This is a genomic window from Kribbella sp. NPDC051936 (assembly GCF_040680955.1).
In the GTDB taxonomy this organism is placed as follows: Bacteria; Actinomycetota; Actinomycetes; order Propionibacteriales; family Kribbellaceae; genus Kribbella.
In genome coordinates this window covers 105,983-121,902 of record NZ_JBFAXS010000011.1, presented here as the reverse complement: position 1 = coordinate 121,902, position 15,920 = coordinate 105,983, and the positions used below count along the sequence as shown (strand labels likewise).

Annotated in this window: 14 protein-coding genes; 5 read left to right on the top strand and 9 right to left on the bottom strand. The window is 70.0% G+C overall.

Annotated features, from left to right (window positions below; genetic code table 11):
- Positions 1 to 82: 82 nt before the first annotated feature.
- Positions 83 to 664: a helix-turn-helix domain-containing protein gene (locus tag AB0L64_RS34880; RefSeq protein ID WP_363717253.1), complete on the top strand. Its 582-nt coding sequence runs from the start codon at positions 83 to 85 to the stop codon at positions 662 to 664.
- Here the strand turns inward: AB0L64_RS34880 and AB0L64_RS34875 are convergent.
- From AB0L64_RS34875 to AB0L64_RS34850, 6 genes are all read right to left on the bottom strand, one after another.
- Positions 647 to 1,741 (bottom strand): GNAT family N-acetyltransferase, encoded by a 1,095-nt coding sequence (locus tag AB0L64_RS34875; RefSeq protein ID WP_363717251.1) that lies wholly within the window; start codon positions 1,739 to 1,741, stop codon positions 647 to 649. The genes AB0L64_RS34880 and AB0L64_RS34875 overlap by 18 nt on opposite strands.
- A gap of 25 nt (positions 1,742 to 1,766) precedes the next feature.
- Entirely contained in the window at positions 1,767 to 2,912 is a 1,146-nt protein-coding gene (locus AB0L64_RS34870; protein ID WP_363717249.1) for an Mrp/NBP35 family ATP-binding protein, read from the bottom strand.
- Positions 2,913 to 3,214: 302 nt separating this feature from the next.
- On the bottom strand, positions 3,215 to 3,778 hold the full coding sequence (locus AB0L64_RS34865) for a hypothetical protein (protein WP_355700280.1): 564 nt from the start codon (positions 3,776 to 3,778) through the stop codon (positions 3,215 to 3,217).
- A gap of 4 nt (positions 3,779 to 3,782) precedes the next feature.
- Positions 3,783 to 4,676, bottom strand: a complete 894-nt coding sequence (gene htpX / locus AB0L64_RS34860; RefSeq protein WP_359925973.1) for a zinc metalloprotease HtpX — start codon at positions 4,674 to 4,676, stop codon at positions 3,783 to 3,785.
- Between the two features lie 46 nt (positions 4,677 to 4,722).
- Positions 4,723 to 5,250, bottom strand: coding sequence for a DUF1003 domain-containing protein (locus AB0L64_RS34855; protein ID WP_355700278.1), 528 nt, complete (start codon positions 5,248 to 5,250; stop codon positions 4,723 to 4,725).
- Entirely contained in the window at positions 5,240 to 6,529 is a 1,290-nt protein-coding gene (locus tag AB0L64_RS34850; RefSeq protein ID WP_363717245.1) for a CBS domain-containing protein, read from the bottom strand. Before AB0L64_RS34850 ends, AB0L64_RS34855 begins: the two co-directional genes overlap by 11 nt.
- An 89-nt stretch (positions 6,530 to 6,618) precedes the next feature.
- On the opposite strand from AB0L64_RS34850, the gene AB0L64_RS34845 reads away from it, so the two are divergent.
- Complete coding sequence (locus AB0L64_RS34845; RefSeq protein ID WP_363717243.1) at positions 6,619 to 7,587, top strand: helix-turn-helix domain-containing protein; 969 nt, start codon at positions 6,619 to 6,621, stop codon at positions 7,585 to 7,587.
- Positions 7,588 to 7,692: 105 nt separating this feature from the next.
- Positions 7,693 to 11,352 carry a S8 family serine peptidase gene (locus AB0L64_RS34840; RefSeq protein ID WP_363717241.1) on the top strand — a complete coding sequence of 1,220 codons (3,660 nt, stop codon included), beginning with the start codon at positions 7,693 to 7,695 and terminating at the stop codon, positions 11,350 to 11,352.
- On the opposite strand, the gene AB0L64_RS34835 is transcribed toward AB0L64_RS34840, so the two are convergent.
- Complete coding sequence (locus AB0L64_RS34835) at positions 11,349 to 11,876, bottom strand: hypothetical protein (protein ID WP_363717239.1); 528 nt, start codon at positions 11,874 to 11,876, stop codon at positions 11,349 to 11,351. The two genes, AB0L64_RS34840 and AB0L64_RS34835, sit on opposite strands and share 4 nt — an antisense overlap.
- Positions 11,877 to 12,001: 125 nt before the next feature.
- Between AB0L64_RS34835 and AB0L64_RS34830 the strand changes: the two genes are divergently transcribed.
- Positions 12,002 to 12,964 (top strand): CoA ester lyase, encoded by a 963-nt coding sequence (locus tag AB0L64_RS34830; RefSeq protein WP_359925947.1) that lies wholly within the window; start codon positions 12,002 to 12,004, stop codon positions 12,962 to 12,964.
- Here AB0L64_RS34830 and AB0L64_RS34825 read toward each other — a convergent pair.
- Positions 12,961 to 13,560, bottom strand: coding sequence for a LuxR C-terminal-related transcriptional regulator (locus AB0L64_RS34825; RefSeq protein ID WP_359925944.1), 600 nt, complete (start codon positions 13,558 to 13,560; stop codon positions 12,961 to 12,963). The two genes, AB0L64_RS34830 and AB0L64_RS34825, sit on opposite strands and share 4 nt — an antisense overlap.
- Before the next feature lie 41 nt (positions 13,561 to 13,601).
- Complete coding sequence (locus AB0L64_RS34820; RefSeq protein WP_363717236.1) at positions 13,602 to 14,258, bottom strand: peptidylprolyl isomerase; 657 nt, start codon at positions 14,256 to 14,258, stop codon at positions 13,602 to 13,604.
- Between the two features lie 132 nt (positions 14,259 to 14,390).
- Between AB0L64_RS34820 and AB0L64_RS34815 the strand changes: the two genes are divergently transcribed.
- Positions 14,391 to 15,824: a protein kinase gene (locus AB0L64_RS34815; protein ID WP_363717233.1), complete on the top strand. Its 1,434-nt coding sequence runs from the start codon at positions 14,391 to 14,393 to the stop codon at positions 15,822 to 15,824.
- Positions 15,825 to 15,920: the final 96 nt, after the last annotated feature.

Here is a 15,920-nt window from a genome sequence, read left to right as displayed (position 1 = left end):
CTGTACGAACAGCGGTTCCTCATGGTCAAGGGTTTTAGACAGTGACTTGCTGAAGCGTGTGGCTTCCTCTTAGGGTCGGGATATGGCTACCGGTCTGCGGCAACGCTGGCGCGAGAAGGCGCGGCGGACGATCCAAGAACGCGCGCTCGACCTGTTCGACGAGCGCGGGTTCGGCGCGGTGACGATCGAGGAGATCGCCGCCGCGGCCGAGGTCTCGCCGTCGTCGGTCTACCGCTACTTCGGCACCAAGGAAGGCCTGATCGTCGCCGACGAGTTCGACACGATGAGCCAGGAGGCGCTGGAGGAGCTCTTCGACCTGGAGGACCCGGTCGGCACGATGGTCCGGATCGTCCGCGACTACGAGGCGGTCCCGGCCGGCGGCGAGCCGGCCCCGTGGCGGCGGATCCGCTACTTCTTCAAGGAGCCGTCGGTGCGGACGGCGTTCTGCGCGTCACTGGACCGCGCGAGCCAGCGCATCGCGCCCCTGATGGTCGGCGGCCGGCTGACCGGGACCCAGGCCCGGGTGGCCGCGAACGCCCTTGTCTTCGGGTACTTCTCGGCGTTGGAGCAGTGGTACCTCGACGGCGGGGTGCGGCCGGTCGCGGAGTACGTCGAGGAAGGTCTCGCCCCGCTGCGCGCGATCTGGTCAGTCGGTGATCAGTAGGTCGTAGGTGACTTTGTCGTCCACATGGGTGGCGACCTGGAACGCGGCGCGATCGGTGCCGACGTGCCGGAAGCCGGCCTTCTCCGCGGTACGACGAGCCGCGGTGTTGCCGGCCGCCGTACGGATGAAGAGCCGCCGGCCACCGAAACCGCCGTCGTCGGCCGCGGCGAAGTACCAGCTCGCGACAGCCTTGATCGCCTCGCTCATCACCCCGCGTCCCTGCGCCTCGGGGTGCATCCAGTAACCGAGCTCGGCGTCCCGGACCTCACCGCGGGTGTGGATGCCGAACAACGTGAGGTTGCCCAGCCCCAGATCGGTCCCGGCGTCCGCCACGCACCAGTTGAACCGCGTCCCGGCCGACGCCTGCTCCGCCAGGTCCTTGAGCCAGAACCGCGCGTCCTCCACGGTGAACGGCTGCGGGATGAACGGCAGAAAATATGCGGTCGCCTGATTGGTCCGAGCTGCCGCGATCCGGGCGACCTCGTCATCGCGCCAGGTCCGCAACCGCAACCGCGGAGTCTCCAGCACCGGATGGTCGAACCACGGCCGCCGCGGCTTCCGTGAGTCGTTCGGCCCGATCCATCCTGTCCAGGCGTCGACCCGCTGGCCGCCGTCTTCCGTCATGTCCGGGATCGTCTCACCCAACCGGAACCCTGTCGCCCACGCGACTCGGCGCGACGGCCAGTTCCCGACTCGGGCCCACCAGTGCACGACGTGGAAACCACAGGTCTCGAAGCCGAAGTCGAGGAGTAGCCGCACGGCCCGGCTCGCCAGTCCCGCGCCGCGGGCCCCTTCCGACAAGCCGTAGTGCACCCAAGCGCCGTAGTTGACATCTGGCTGCAGCGACGCAGTCCCTGCGTAACGTCCAGCGTGCTCGATCACGAACACCAGCCGCTCGTGTTTGGCCCAAGCCTCGGTGATGCCGAAGCTGATCCAGCGCCGGGCATCCTCGTCGTCGAACCCGCGGCCGGGATCTTCACGCCCGCGTGCGGCCTGACCCTCGATGTCGTCGAGCCTGGGCGCGCGAAGCGTCACCACCCCGTCGGTCAGAACCGGGTGCTCGGCAGGTATCGGCACAGCCCCAGTCAACAGTCCGGCGGTGTCAGCGGCCGGCGGGGGAGAGGCCGAGTTGGCGGCCGAGGAGGCCGCGTGGTTTGCCGCCGAGCGTCTGCGCGATCTTGTCGAGCACCTGCGCGGCAGGGGTGTCCGGGTCCGCGGCCGTGAGCGGCTGACCGAGGTCGCCGCCGGAGCGGAGCCGCTCGTCCAGCGGGATCTCGCCGAGCAGCGGGATCTGGTAGCCGAGACGCGCGGACAGGGTCTCCGCGACCCGCGTACCGCCGCCGGTGCCGAAGATCTCGATACGGTGCTCCGGGCCGCAGTGCGGGCACGGCAGGTACGACATGTTCTCGACCACGCCGGCCACCCGCTGGTGCACCATCTGCGCCATCGTGCCGGCCCGCTCGGCCACCTCCGCGGCGGCCTCCTGCGGGGTCGTCACGACGATCACCTCGGCGCTGGTGAGCCGCTGGCCGACCGAGATCGCGATGTCGCCGGTGCCCGGCGGCAGGTCGAGGAGCAGAACGTCGAGGTCGCCCCAGTACACGTCCGCGAGCATCTGCACCAGCGCGCGGTCCAGGATCGGGCCGCGCCAGGCGACCACCTGGTCGCGCTTCGGCTTCAGCATGCCGATCGAGATCACCTTCACGCCGTGCGCGGGCACCGGCATGATCATGTCGTCGACAGCGGTCGGCCGCTCGTCGGCGACGCCGAACATGGCCGGCACCGAGTGGCCGTAGATGTCCGCGTCTAGCACACCGACCGACAGGCCCTGCCGGGCCATCGCGACCGCCAGGTTCACCGTCACCGACGACTTGCCCACGCCGCCCTTGCCGGACGCGATCGCGAACACCTTGGTCAGCGAGTCGGGCCGGGAGAACGGGATCTCCTTCTCGGCCACGCCGCCGCGCAACTGGGTCTGCAGGGCCGCACGCTGCTCGGCCGACATCACGCCGAGGTCGATCTCGACGCCGGTGACGCCGTCGAGTTTGCTCACCGCGGCGGTCACGTCGCGGCGCAGCGTGTCCTTCATCGGACAGCCGGCGACGGTCAGCAGGATGCGGACCGCGACCACGCCGTCTTCACGCACGACGACGGACTCGACCATGCCCAGATCCGTGATCGGTTTCTTGATCTCCGGGTCCAGCACACCACCGAGCGCCGTGGTCACCTGATCAGCAGTGGGAGCCATGCCCCAAGGCTACGTGCTCCGCCCGGTCGCCCCGACCGCAGCCCGTGTGACGTAGGCCCGGCAAGGCACCCCTAACCTCCTCCCCCGCCGTTTAAGTGGTGAACCTCGCGAAGCGCCCCTTCACCGGCCGCATGCAGTGGGGGTAAGGGGCAACGCGGCTGGTGAACCACTCAAACGAACCCGGCGGTAGGCGGCAGCCGGGCGGGCGCGGGCGCGGTGGGGGCGCGGTGGGGCCCCGTGGGGGCGCGGTGCGGGCGCGGTGCGGGTGGTGGCGGCGGTGGGGGTGGGGGTGGAGCGTGGGGCTACAGGCCGGGGGCGCCGTAGATGGGGAACCAGCGGGAGAGGTCCTGCTCGAAGTTGAGGTCAGCGCCCACGACCGACTTGATCTGGAGCTCCTGGGCGTTGTCGCGGCGGTCTGCACCGACAGGGACGAACGGGTACCAGGAGCCGCGTTTGTAGAGGTAGACGAGGCCCAGCGACTGGCTGCCGTTGGTGAACGCGACGAGCGTGCACAGCAGAGCGTTGCCGAAGCCCGCGTCGACGAGAGAGCTGTTGACCGCGTGCAGGTCGGTGACCAGCGTCTCCAGATCGTCGGGAGCCGTCTGCCGGACCAGCCAGGTGAAGCCGTACGAGTCCGTCGTACTGGAGAACTTGGCGTTGTCCAGCGCGAGCAGCTTGTCGACCTCCTCGCGCAGCGCGGTGAACCCGCCGCCCTCGGCCGCCTTGAAGCAGACCGACCCGCTGCCCGTCGGACGGTAGCCGGCCGCGGTCTCCAGGGTGATCGCGGCCGACGGAAGCGAGAACAGCTGGTCGAGGTTCGGCGGGACGGCTTTGCTCCGCCCGAGCAGGATGTCGAGAAGGCCCATAGGTCTAAGCTTGCTCGCCCAGCTCGCGGGAGAGGGCACCGAGGCGGTCGAGGCGTGTCTCGAGCGGCGGGTGCGTCGAGAACAGCGACGAGACGCTCTTGCCGGACAGCGCCGGCGCGAAGAAGAAGGCGTTGAACGCCTGCGCCTGGCGCAGGTCGCGGGACGGGATCCGGGCGATGTCCCCGCTGATCTTCGTCAGCGCCGATGCCAGCGTCGACGGTCTGCCGGTGAGCATCGCCCCGGCCCGGTCCGCGGCCAGTTCGCGGTATCGCGACAGCGCCCGGGTGAGCAGGAACGAGATCGCGTAGACGACGACCGACACCGCGATGATCGTCAGGACGACGAGGGCCGCGTTCTGGTCCCGGTTCCGCCCGAGGCCGCCGTACAGGCCGAAGCGGGTGATGAGGCCGGCCAGGACGCCGAGGAACGACGCGATCGTCATCACCGCGACGTCACGGTGCGCGACGTGCGAGAGCTCGTGCGACAGCACGCCCTCGAGCTCGTCGTCGTCCAGCCGGCGCATGATGCCGGTGGTCACGCAGACCACCGCGTTCTTCGGGTTGCGGCCGGTGGCGAACGCGTTCGGCAGGTCGACGTCGGCGATCGCCACCCGCGGCTTCGGCATGTCGGCGAGCGCGCACAGCCGGTCGATCGCACCGTGCAGCTGCGGCGCCTCCTCTGGCGTCACGATCCGGCCGTGCATCGCGTACAGCGCGACCCGGTCGGAGAACCAGTACTGCGCGAACAGCGCGCCGCCCGCGATCACCACCGCCAGCACCGCGCTCTTGGTCAGCGCGATCAGCAGCCCCACGAAGCCGACGTACAGCAGTCCGAGCAGGAAGGCCGTGATCAGCATCCGGCTGGACAGCCCACGATCAGGAGCGAATCGAGTCTTCATCCCCATGTCCTTCTTCTTCTCACCTGATAGCGAGCGTAGCTCGGGGTCAAACCCGGTCGTCCTCGCGCGTGTCCAGATCGGCGAGCAGCGAGCGCAGCTCGGAGCGCAGGAAGTCCCGGGTGGCGACCTCGCCGACCGCCATCCGCAGCGACGCCATCTCGCGGGCCAGGAACTCCATGTCCGCCCGGGTCCGGGCGTCCACGTCCCGGTCCCGCTCGTACTGCACCCGGTCGCGGGCCTCCTGCCGGTTCTGCGCGAGCAGGATCAGCGGGGCGGCGTACGACGCCTGCAGGCTGAGCGCCAGCGTCAGGAAGATGAACGGGTACTCGTCGAAGCGCAGGCTCGCCGGGGCGAAGATGTTCCAGCCGACCCAGAACAGGATGGTCGCGGTCATGTAGACCAGGAACTGCCCGGTGCCGAGGAACCGCGCGATCCGCTCGGACAGCCGCCCGAACGCGTCGGCGTCGTACACCGGCCGTGGGACGAAGGTGCGCCGCCAGTCCCGGGGCACGTCGAGCCGGGTGCTGCCGCGGAACATCCGGCGCTCGTCCATGCTGCGGTCGTCACGGGGCATCGTGGTCCACCTCCTGCGGCTCGGGCCGGTCGGGCTCGTCGGGATGGTCGTGTTCACGCCAGTCCTCGGGCAGCAGGTGGTCGAGGACGTCGTCGACCGTCACCGCGCCGAGCAGCCGGCCCTCGTCGTCGAGCACCGGCGCGGCGACCAGGTTGTACGTCGCGAGGTACTTGCTGACCGTGTTCAGGCTGTCGTCGGGCCGCAGCCCGTCCAGGTCGGTGTCCAGGACGGCCGACACCAGCTCCGACGGCGGCTCGCGCAGCAGCCGCTGGATGTGGCCGATCCCGATGAACCGCCCGGTCGGCGTCTCGAGCGGGGGCCGGCAGACGTAGACCATCGCGGCGAGTGCGGGGCTCAGCTCGGCGTTACGGACCCGCGCGAGCGCATCGGCCACGGTGGCGTCCACGGGCAGGATGACCGGCTCCGACGTCATCAGACCGCCGGCGGTGTGCTCCTCGTAGGTCAGCAGCCGCCGGACGTCCTCGGCCTCGTCCGGCTCCATCAGCGTCAGCAGGCGCTCGGCCGTCTCGGTCGGCAGCTCGGCGATCAGGTCGGCCGCGTCGTCCGGGGACATCTCCTCCAGCACGTCGGCCGCCCGTTCGGTGTCCAGGCCGTCGAGGATCTCGACCTGGATGTCCTCGGGCAGCTCCTCGAGTACGTCGGCCAGCCGCTCGTCGTCCAGCGCGACCGCGATCTCCTTGCGCCGCTTGGGGGACAGGTCGTGCAGTACGCCGGCCAGGTCCGCGGGCCGCATCGACTCGAAGGCGGCCAGGATGTGCGTCGCGCCCTGCCCCTCCTCGATGCGCGTGAACCCGCTGACGTCGCCCCAGTCGAGCACATGGGTCTGCCCGCGGCGCCGGAACCGTTTGGAGCCCTCCCGGACCGCCACCTTGGTCAGCATCCAGTCCCGGGCCCGCCGCTGCTCCATGGCCATGTCGAACACCACGGCGGTGGCGCCGGTGTCGGCGATGGTCACGGTCCGGTCGAGCAACTCGCCGAGCACGAGCACCTCGGTCGCGCGCTGCTCGAAGCGGCGCATGTTGAGCAGTCCGGTGGTGATCACGTGGCCGACGTCGACCGAGGTGACCCGGGTCATCGGCAGGAAGATCCGGCGCCGGGTGAACACCTCGACGACCAGGCCGAGCACGCGCGGCGGCTGGTCGCCCTGACGCATCATGGCCACCATGTCCCGGACCTTGCCGACCTGGTCCCCGTTCGGGTCGTACACCGGCAGCCCCGCCAGCCGAGCGACGTAGACCCGCGACGGTGATCCGCTCATGTCCGAAGGCTAACCCGCAGAGGCCGGGTCCCGGCTGAGGACGCTTCGTAGACTTTGTTTCTCGGGCAAACAATCGAAGTGGGGGCGGCATGCTGGGATCCACCGGGCTCGGCTCCGATGACGAGGCGACGTACCTGGATCTGATCCGGCGGGGGGCGGCGTCCTTGGTGGACCTGGCCGCACGTGTCGGGCGGCCGCTGCAGGAGGTCCAGCGCGCCGTCGACGTACTGCTCAGCGAGGGTTTCGTGCACCGGACGCCGCCGCCGGCCGAGCTGATCGTGCCGGTGCCTCCGGAGCTCGCCGTGGAGCAGCTCATCCTGCGGCAGGAGGAGGAGTTCGACCGGATCCGCAAGGCGGCGTACCGGCTGGCGGCGGAGGCGACCAGGCAGAGCGGCGCGCGGCGGACCGAGGAGCTGATCGAGATCGTCAGCGGCGAGACGGCGGTCGGTCTGGCGTTCGACCGGGTGCAGCGGACCGCGCGGAACGAGATGCGTGAGCTCGTCGCCCCGCCGTACGTCGCCTCGGCGGAGGTGAACAGTACGCAGCTGGCGCGGCAGGGCGCCGGTGTGACCTACCGGGTGGTCTACGACAGCTCGGCGCTGGGCGACGCGGTGCTGGCGGCCAGCGCGGTCAGCCACGTGAGGGCGGGGGAGCAGGCCCGGATCGCGGACGAGCTGCCGACCAAGCTGGCGATCGCGGACCGGGACCTGGCACTGCTGCCGCTGGACTGGGCGACACCGGCTCAGGACGCGGCGCTGCTGGTGCATCCGTGCAGCCTCTTGGACGCGTTGGTCGCGCTGTTCGAGACCGTGTGGAATCGGGCCAGTCCGTTGTCGGTGACGGAGTCGGACAAGCTGGAGGCCGAGGAGGCGATGTCGGCCGAGGACCGGCATCTGCTGTCGCTGCTGGTCGCCGGCCTGACCGACGACGCGGCCGGTGCGCGCCTCGGCATCAGTCGCCGCACTGTTGCCCGACGGGTCCAGCAGCTGATGGAGCAGACCCACTCCCGCTCCCGGTTGCAGCTGGGCTGGCATGCACGCGATCGCGGGTGGCTCTAGGGTCCTGGCCGGATTGGTCGTGACCGCTTTGCGCCAGGCAGATCCGTAGCAGCAGGGCTGGGGCGCCGCATGTAATGCGGAGAATCCCCTGAGCTTGGAGTTTCTGTGTCCCTCCCAACGTCCTTCCGCCGTGGGTTGACCGCCCTCGGCGCGGCCGTGCTGGCGCTGACCGCCGTCACGACGCCGCAGGCCGGTGCAGCCCAACCGGCAGCTCAGCCGGCAGCGCAGCCTGCAACCGGTTCGCAACCGGGCAGTACGCCGCGGCGCACCGTCACGCTGATCACCGGCGACAAGGTCAGTGTGACCACCGTCGCCGGCCGTCCGACCGCGACCGTGCGCAAGCCGAACGGCGGCCCCGCCGGTGCGCACATCATGGCCGTAGGCAACGACCTGTACGTCTACCCGGACGCCGCCCTGCCGTATCTCGCGTCCGGTGTCCTCGACGAGCGCCTCTTCAATGTCACCGAGCTCCTCGCCGACGGGTACGACGACGCGCACAGCGACGGCACGCCGCTGATCGTGTCCTACGCCCCGGGACGCAAGCAGGTCCCGCCGGCAGGTGCGCGCCAGACCCGTGCGCTGACCAGCATCAAGGGCGCCGCCATCACCGCCGACCACGACCAGGCCGCGTCGTTCTGGTCGTCGTTCACCGGCGGGAGCGCGACGGCGCGGACCGGGTTCGCGAAGGTCTGGCTGGACGGCAAGTCCAGGGCGACCCTGTCCGACACGACCGCGCAGATCGGTGCGCCGGAGGTGTGGCAGGGCGGCAACACCGGGCAGGGCGTGGACGTCGCCGTCCTCGACACCGGTATCGACGCCGCGCACCCGGACTTCGGCGGGCGGATCGTCGCCTCGCAGAGCTTCGTGCCCGGCAAGGACGTCACCGACCGGAACGGTCACGGGACCCATGTCGCCTCGACGATCGCCGGAACGGGTGCGGCGTCCGGCGGCAAGGAGCAGGGCGTCGCGCCCGGCGCCGGGCTGCACATCGGCAAGGTCCTGGACGATGACGGCGGCGGCCAGGACTCCTGGATCCTCGCCGGTATGGAGTGGGCCGCGCGCGACCAGCACGCCAAGGTGATCAGCATGAGCCTCGGCTCCGGGCCGACCGACGGCACCGACCCGATGAGCCAGGCGGTCAACACGTTGAGCGCCGAGACCGGTGCCTTGTTCGTGATTGCCGCGGGCAACTCGGGACCGGACCCGTTCAGCGTCTCGGCACCGGGTGCCGCGGACGCGGCCCTGACCGTTGGTGCGGTCGACGGCTCCGACCGGCTGGCCTCGTTCTCCAGCCGCGGTCCGCGACTCGGCGACAGTGGCCTCAAGCCGGACCTGACCGCGCCGGGCGTCGACGTACTCGCTGCGCGATCGCAGTACTCGCCGGAAGGTGAGGGGTCATACGTCGCGATGAGCGGTACGTCGATGGCCACGCCGCACGTTGCCGGCGCGGCTGCGTTGCTGGCGCAGGCACACCCTGACTGGACCGCGCAGCAGTTGAAGGACGCGCTGGTCAGTACGACCAAGACCACCGTGCAGTACAGCCCCTTCGCTGCAGGCACCGGCCGGCTGGACGTGGCCGCGGCTGTGCGCAGCACGCTGTACGCGTCCGGCTCTGCCTTCGCCGCGGTGAAGTGGCCGTACCCGGCGAGCGGACTGGTGCAGCGAGACGTCACCTACACCAACAACGGCGCGGAGCCCGTCACGCTGAACCTGTCTCTCAAGAACCAGGGCATCCCCGCCGGTCTGTTCACGCTGACGACTCCGCAGGTCACTGTCCCGGCCCACGGCACGGCGACTGCCGGTGTGGTGAGTCATCTCGACATGGCGGCCGATGACGCCGGTTACAGCTCAATGCTCACCGCAACGGATGCGGGCGGAGCAGTCCGCGCCCACACTTCGATCGGCGTCAGCAAGCAGAGCCAGCGCGTGAAGTTGTCGCTCCGCGCACAGGACCCGCACGGCGCGCCGCTGTCCGGTGTCGTCGTACTGAAGGACATCAAGCGGGACGTCGTACCCCAGGTGTTCATGGTGGACGGAAGCCTCGACGTCGACGTCCGCCCGAGCACGTACGCCGGATGGATGTACGCCGACGTCCGCGGCCTGGACGGGTCGCACTCGCTCGGCCGTGCCGTCATCAGCCAGCCTGAGGTCGACGTCGCCCAGGACACGACGGTGACGTTCGACGCGGCCGGCCTGCGCAAGGTCGCGGCGGTCACGCCGTTGCCTAGTGACAACTCCTACGTCCGGCTCGACCAGTACCGTAGCTACGGCGACTTGCATCGCTTTGTCGACACGTATCAGCTGGAGTGGTGGATCTACGACTCCTTGTGGGCCACGCCGAGCCGCAAGGTGACCCAGGGGTCCTACACGTTCGCTACGCGCTGGCGCCAGGTGCAACCCGCTCTGACAGTCGGCTCCTTCAGCAGCATGGTCCAGAGCTGGTCGCCGAAGCTGCCGGAGGGGGTCGGCAACTACCCGGTCGTGTATGTCGGCTCCGACCCGGCGAAGTACAACGTCCGCGGCAAGATTGCCGTTGCTCAGCGCAACGATCCCGTACCGCCGACGGCGCAGGCAGCGGCTGCCGCGAAGGGTGGCGCCAAGCTCCTGCTGATCCTGAACGACGGATACGGCCCGCTGGACGCATGGGCCGGTCTGCCGCAGGAGGAAGCCCCGGCACTCCCGGTCGCTTCGCTCGACACCGACCAGGGCCGGCAGTTGCTGGCACACCAACCCAAGCTGCTGAAGCTCGTGTCACACCCGTACCCGGAGTACCTCTACGACCTCGTCCAGCACCATGACGGGGCGGTACCGAAGGACCCCGGCTACCGGCCGACCGCACGTGAGCTGGCGCGGATCGACGAGTCCTTCCGGGACACCAAGCCGGGCGAGGCACTCGACATCCGGTTCGACCTGTCCGCCGACCTGACGTGGGCAGTAGGCGCGGCGTCGACACCAGTGCCTGCGCAAGGTGATCACACTGCCTGGGTCACGGCGTCGCCGAAGGTGAAGTGGCTCAGCATGGCCGCGGTACCGGACCTGTCCCAGCAGGGCTCGTCGTTGGCGTACCGCGCCGGCAGCACGACGAAGGAGACCTGGTTCAGCGGCATCCAGCGCCCACGGCTGCTGAGCGACAGTGCCTTGTCGACGCCGCCGTCACGGGTCGGCGACCTCATGAGCGTCTTCACCCTGCCCGGCTACGCCGACTCAGGTCCGCACCAGGGCATCGTGTACGACGTGGGCGCACCGGTCACGTCGGCGTTCTACCAGGGCGACACGCTGCTCGGTGAGGGCGCTGACATATTGACGGTCGAGGTCGCCCCGGAGCCGCTGCCGTACCGGCTTGTCGTGGACACCAAGCGCGACCTGCCGAACCGGCCGTACTCGCCGACCACGCACACCGAGTGGGGCTTCACGTCCGACCAGGCCGACTACGCGAACCTGGAGACGCTGCCGCTGCTCCAGCTCGACTACTCGATCGCAACAGACCTGTCCGGCCGGGCGAAGCGGCACGCGGACCTGGCGGTGACCGCCTCGCACCTGCCCGGTGCTGTGGACATCGGCAAGGTCAGTGCGGCGACGCTGGAGGTGTCGTACGACGACGGCGCCACCTGGCGAGCTGTCCGGCTGCAGCGGTCGGGGTCGGGCTGGAGCGGGCGGCTGGATGCACCTGCATCGGCCGAGTACGTGAGCGTGCGGGCGACCGCGCGGGACACGGCAGGCAACAGCGTGAGCCAGACCGTGCAGCGCGCCGTCGGGGTCCGCTAACTCAGTTTGGGACGGCGCCGCACCGGACGGTGCAACGTCGTCGGTGGCTTGCCGCGGGTCGTGGCTCTGGTTGGTACCGGGGCCTCGGCCCGCGGCGTCGCGTCGTACCGTCCCGCCGACTCGCTGATCTCACCGGTCGGGTCGAGGACGAGAATGTCTGCCTGGCTGCGCCAGCGTTCCAGCTGGGTGTCCAGGTCGGCCGCGTTGAGGCGCTCCGTGCGCAGCACCTGCGCCGCTGCGGTCCACTCCTCGGTGCCTGGTTCGAGCCGTCGCACCGTGGCCTGCCAACTGGCCAGCCGGTTGGTGGCGGGCTTCGCCGGTACGACGACCTCAACCGAGCCCGCTGTCGCCAGTCCGGGCAGGGGCTGCTCCGCGCCGTCGGCCGAGTCCGCCAGTACGACGTACTGCCCGTCGACCGCTGCGAACCACGCCGGCGCCGGTCGCCGCCCGTCCCACGCCAGCCAGACGAGCCCCGCCTTCTTCATGACGCCGGCAATCTCGCTGACAGCCTCCTCGATGCTCACAGGTCCGAGTGTCCCACGGTGAATCGGGACACACTCGGAAGGGAAGTGAGCCGGGTCACCGGGACAGCGGCGGCCGACGCCGTACGCTGCCGGTGACCGGTGGGTAACCGAGTGGAGGTCGAGCGATGACGGAGCAGGTCTTACGGAGCAGGCGGTCCTGCCTGGCCACGCCGGGGTCGAACCCGCGGTTCCTGACCAAGGCCAAGGGGCTGGACGCCGACCAGGTGTTCCTGGACCTCGAGGACTCGGTCGCGCCGCTCGCCAAGCCGGACGCCCGCAAGAACATCGTCGCCGCGCTGAACGAGGGCGGCTGGGGCACCAAGCTGCGCGTCGTCCGGGTGAACGACTGGACCACCGAGTGGACCTACGCCGACGTGATCGAGGTGGTCGGCGGCGCCGGCGCGAACCTGGACTGCATCATGCTGCCGAAGGTGCAGACCGCCGAGCAGGTGGTCGCGCTCGACCTGCTGCTCACCCAGCTGGAGAAGGTGCACGGGTACGAGCCGGGCCGGATCGGCATCGAGGCGCAGATCGAGAACGCGCTCGGCCTCACCAACGTGAACGCGATCGCGACCGCGTCGCCGCGGGTCGAGACGATCATCTTCGGCCCGGCGGACTTCATGGCGTCGATCAACATGAAGTCGCTGGTGGTCGGCGAGCAGCCCCCCGGGTACGACGTCGGTGACGCGTACCACTACATCCTGATGCAGATCCTGATGGCCGCCCGCGCGCACGGCAAGCAGGCGATCGACGGGCCGTACCTGCAGATCAAGGACGTCGACGGCTTCCGCCGGGTGGCCGGCCGGTCGGCCGCGCTCGGCTTCGACGGCAAGTGGGTCCTGCACCCGGACCAGATCGCCGCCGCGAACGAGGTCTACTCGCCGCGCCAGGACGACTACGACCACGCCGAGAACATCCTCGACGCCTACGACCACTACACCTCGGCCGCCGGCGGCGCCCGCGGCGCGGTGATGCTCGGCGACGAGATGATCGACGAGGCCAGCCGCAAGATGGCCCTCGTCATCTCCGCGAAGGGCCGCGCCGCCGGTCTCACCCGGACCGACATCTGGCACCCGCCGGCCGACTAGACCTGCGCCATGATCGCCAGCAACTGACCGTCGGGGTCGGGGAAGAACGCCATCCATTCCTCGACCCCGTTGTCGTGCTTGTGGATCAGGTGCGGGGCGTTCTCGAACACCACTCCGCGGTCGCGGAGTTCGTCGTACGCCGCGTTGATGTCGTCGACCCGGAAGTACAGGGTCGACGCCTCGCCCTCGCCGACGCTGAGGAACAGCCGCGTTCCGCCGCAGTCGAAGAACGCCAGGTCGCCGAAGGTGTACAGGTGCGGGAGTCGCAGTACGTCGCGGTAGAACTCGACCGCCTTGCCGATGTCGCTGCACGGGCGGGCGATCTGCCCGATCTCGCCGAGCTGCACCATGTCCGGTCCTCCCTGTCTTCGCAACGCGCTGTCGAAGGGCACCCCGCGCCAGGTCCGCAGCTCGGCCCGGCGAGCCAGGCCGAGCTTCTGCAGTGCGTTCGCGACGTGGAACTTGACCGCGTCCACGCTGATCCCGCGGCGCTGCGCGATCTGCCGGTTCGACAGGCCGTGGCGCACCATGTCGACCACCCGCCACTCGGCGGGGGTCAGCACGTCCGGGTGTCTCGGCCGACCGCGGTTGCCCACAACGACAAGCTAGCGCCGCGGGCGCGGAATTACCCTCCCCCTCAGCGCACCCAGACCTTGTAGATCCGGATCGGCTTGGCCGGCGGGCCGTCCTGGTCGGGGTCGGCGATCCCGGCGGCCACCATCCGGTCGAACGTGGACATGCCGGCGATCACGTGCCCGAGCACCGTGTAGTTGGGCGCGATGTGCGCGAAGGAGTGCACGACGAAGAACTCCGAGCCGTTCGTGCCCGGTCCCTGGTTGCCATAGGCAACGGTGCCGCGCTCGTACGTCTCCTGGCCGGTCACCTCGTCGGGGAACTTGTACCCCGGCCCGCCTTCCTCCTGGCGGTAGATGTCACCGCACTGCAGGACGCCCAGCCGGGCGGAGTTCGTCAGCCGGAAGCACTGGGTCGCGTCGTAGAACCGGCTCTGCACCAGGTGCACGAAGTTGTGTACGCCGCACGGCGCGTTGGCGCGGTCCATCCGGACCACGAACGGTCCGTAGTTCGTCACGAAGTACACGTCGACCGTGCCCCTCGCACGGGCGACCGGGGACGGTACCCGGACCGGCTTGGCGGCCGGGTTCTCCGGGGTCGGGGTGAACTCGCATTTCGCCACCGGTCGGGCCGGGGGCGCGGCGGCGGCAGCAGTTGTGGTCGTGGTCAGCGTCGTCGCGACCAGCACGGCCGCGATCAGGGCGGGAATCGATCGCTTCATGCGACACACCGTAATACCTCGATCGCGCTCCGCAGAGCTTTCTGGGGGCTTTCTGAAGCTTTCCGGCCCGGACTCGTACATTGCGGCACTTCCCGCCTAAGGTGATCCGGTCCGCTGCGGAAGGTGTATGTGTTGAACGGCAAGGTACTGGCAGGTCGGTACCGGTTGCTGACCCTGCTGGGCAGGGGCGGTGCGGGTGAGGTGTGGCAGGCCGAGGACACGATCCTCGCCCGCCAGGTGGCGGTGAAACTGCTGCGCAGCCTCGACGGCGACCCGATGGACGCGGTCGAGCGGTTCCGGGCCGAGGCTCAATCAGCCGCTCGATTGACGCATCCGAACGTGGTCGCGACGTACGACGTCGGCACCGAGGGCGACCACGTCTTCCTGGTGATGGAGCTCGTCCAGGGCCCCGACCTCGCCAAGCTGATGCGGACTTCGGGACTCCCGACCGCCGGCCTGGTCGCGAACATCGCCACGCAGGGCGCCCGCGCGCTGGACGCCGCGCACGCGGCCGGGATCGTGCACCGCGACGTGAAGCCCGCCAACCTGCTGCTGGCCCCCGATGGCACGCTCAAGATGACCGACTTCGGCATCGCCAAGAGGGCGGGCAACGAGACGACCGCGCTGGGCGTCCTGCTCGGTACGGCGTCGTACGTGTCGCCGGAGCAGATCCGCGGCGAGCAGGCCACCCCGGCGAGCGACTGGTACGCGTTCGGCTGCGTGCTGCACGAGCTGCTGACCGGTCGGCCGCCGTTCACCGGCCCGACCGCGGATGCGGTCATGCGGCAGCATCTCGACGCACCGCCGCCGCAGATCACCCGCACCGACGTGCCCGCCGAGCTGGCCGGCCTCGTGACGCACCTGCTGGCCAAGAACCCGGCCGACCGCCCGTCATCGGAAGCTGACGTGGCCGCACTCCTCAGCAACGGCGCCAACACACAGGTGCTCGCCTTCACGCCGGGGGCTCCGGCTGAGGAGCCGCTCGACATCGGGCACTGGGAAGACGAGCCCACCACGCACCGTGCGCCCAAGCGCGCCTTCCCGCTGGCCAAGGTAGGGATCGGGGCCGCAGTGGTGCTCGCAGCCATCAGCGGTCTGCTCTTGCTGCGTGAGGGCGTCACCAACGACACCCCGAAGGCACAGGCCGTCGGTACGCCGTCCGCGCCGGTCCAGAAGGCCACGGCCGCTCCGACGACCACGCCCAAGCCCACGGCGACGACGCCCACTCCCACCAAGACGAAGCCGACCAAGAAGCCGACGCCCAAGCAGACGCAGAATCCGCAGGCGATCCTGATCCAGCGGCTGCGCACGCTGGCCGCGCAGGTGCGCGCGACCCAGCAGAACAGCCGCAGCAAGGCGCCGCGCGAGGCAGCGCACGACCTGGACCAGGCAGCCCAGGCGCTCGACCAGGGCGACACCGAGTCCGCCGCGCAGCACTTCTACGCCGCGCGGCGCACGCTGTACGAGGCGCAGCAACGCCACCGCTGGCAGGCGACACCGGAGATCGCCGCGCTGTTCCAGACCATCGGTCAGGCACTGCCGCGTCCCGACCGCGGCGGCGAGTGAGCCACGCGACCTTCCCCGGGTGGCCGGTGTCACAGCGGGTGTCACCGTAGTGCCTGGATGCTGGTAACCGCGATACTCGCGGGTAAGCCGGCCGAA

Excerpts from the sequence above, each read along its gene's own strand:
- AB0L64_RS34845 (WP_363717243.1), top strand. The coding sequence starts at position 6,619 with ATGCTGGGATCCACCGGGCTCGGCTCCGATGACGAGGCGACGTACCTG.
- AB0L64_RS34855 (WP_355700278.1), bottom strand. The coding sequence starts at position 5,250 with ATGCCCCGTGACGACCGCAGCATGGACGAGCGCCGGATGTTCCGCGGC.
- AB0L64_RS34820 (WP_363717236.1), bottom strand. The coding sequence starts at position 14,258 with ATGAAGCGATCGATTCCCGCCCTGATCGCGGCCGTGCTGGTCGCGACG.
- htpX (WP_359925973.1), bottom strand. The coding sequence starts at position 4,676 with ATGAAGACTCGATTCGCTCCTGATCGTGGGCTGTCCAGCCGGATGCTG.
- AB0L64_RS34830 (WP_359925947.1), top strand. The coding sequence starts at position 12,002 with ATGACGGAGCAGGTCTTACGGAGCAGGCGGTCCTGCCTGGCCACGCCG.
- AB0L64_RS34850 (WP_363717245.1), bottom strand. The coding sequence starts at position 6,529 with ATGAGCGGATCACCGTCGCGGGTCTACGTCGCTCGGCTGGCGGGGCTG.
- AB0L64_RS34870 (WP_363717249.1), bottom strand. The coding sequence starts at position 2,912 with ATGGCTCCCACTGCTGATCAGGTGACCACGGCGCTCGGTGGTGTGCTG.
- AB0L64_RS34865 (WP_355700280.1), bottom strand. The coding sequence starts at position 3,778 with ATGGGCCTTCTCGACATCCTGCTCGGGCGGAGCAAAGCCGTCCCGCCG.
- AB0L64_RS34880 (WP_363717253.1), top strand. The coding sequence starts at position 83 with ATGGCTACCGGTCTGCGGCAACGCTGGCGCGAGAAGGCGCGGCGGACG.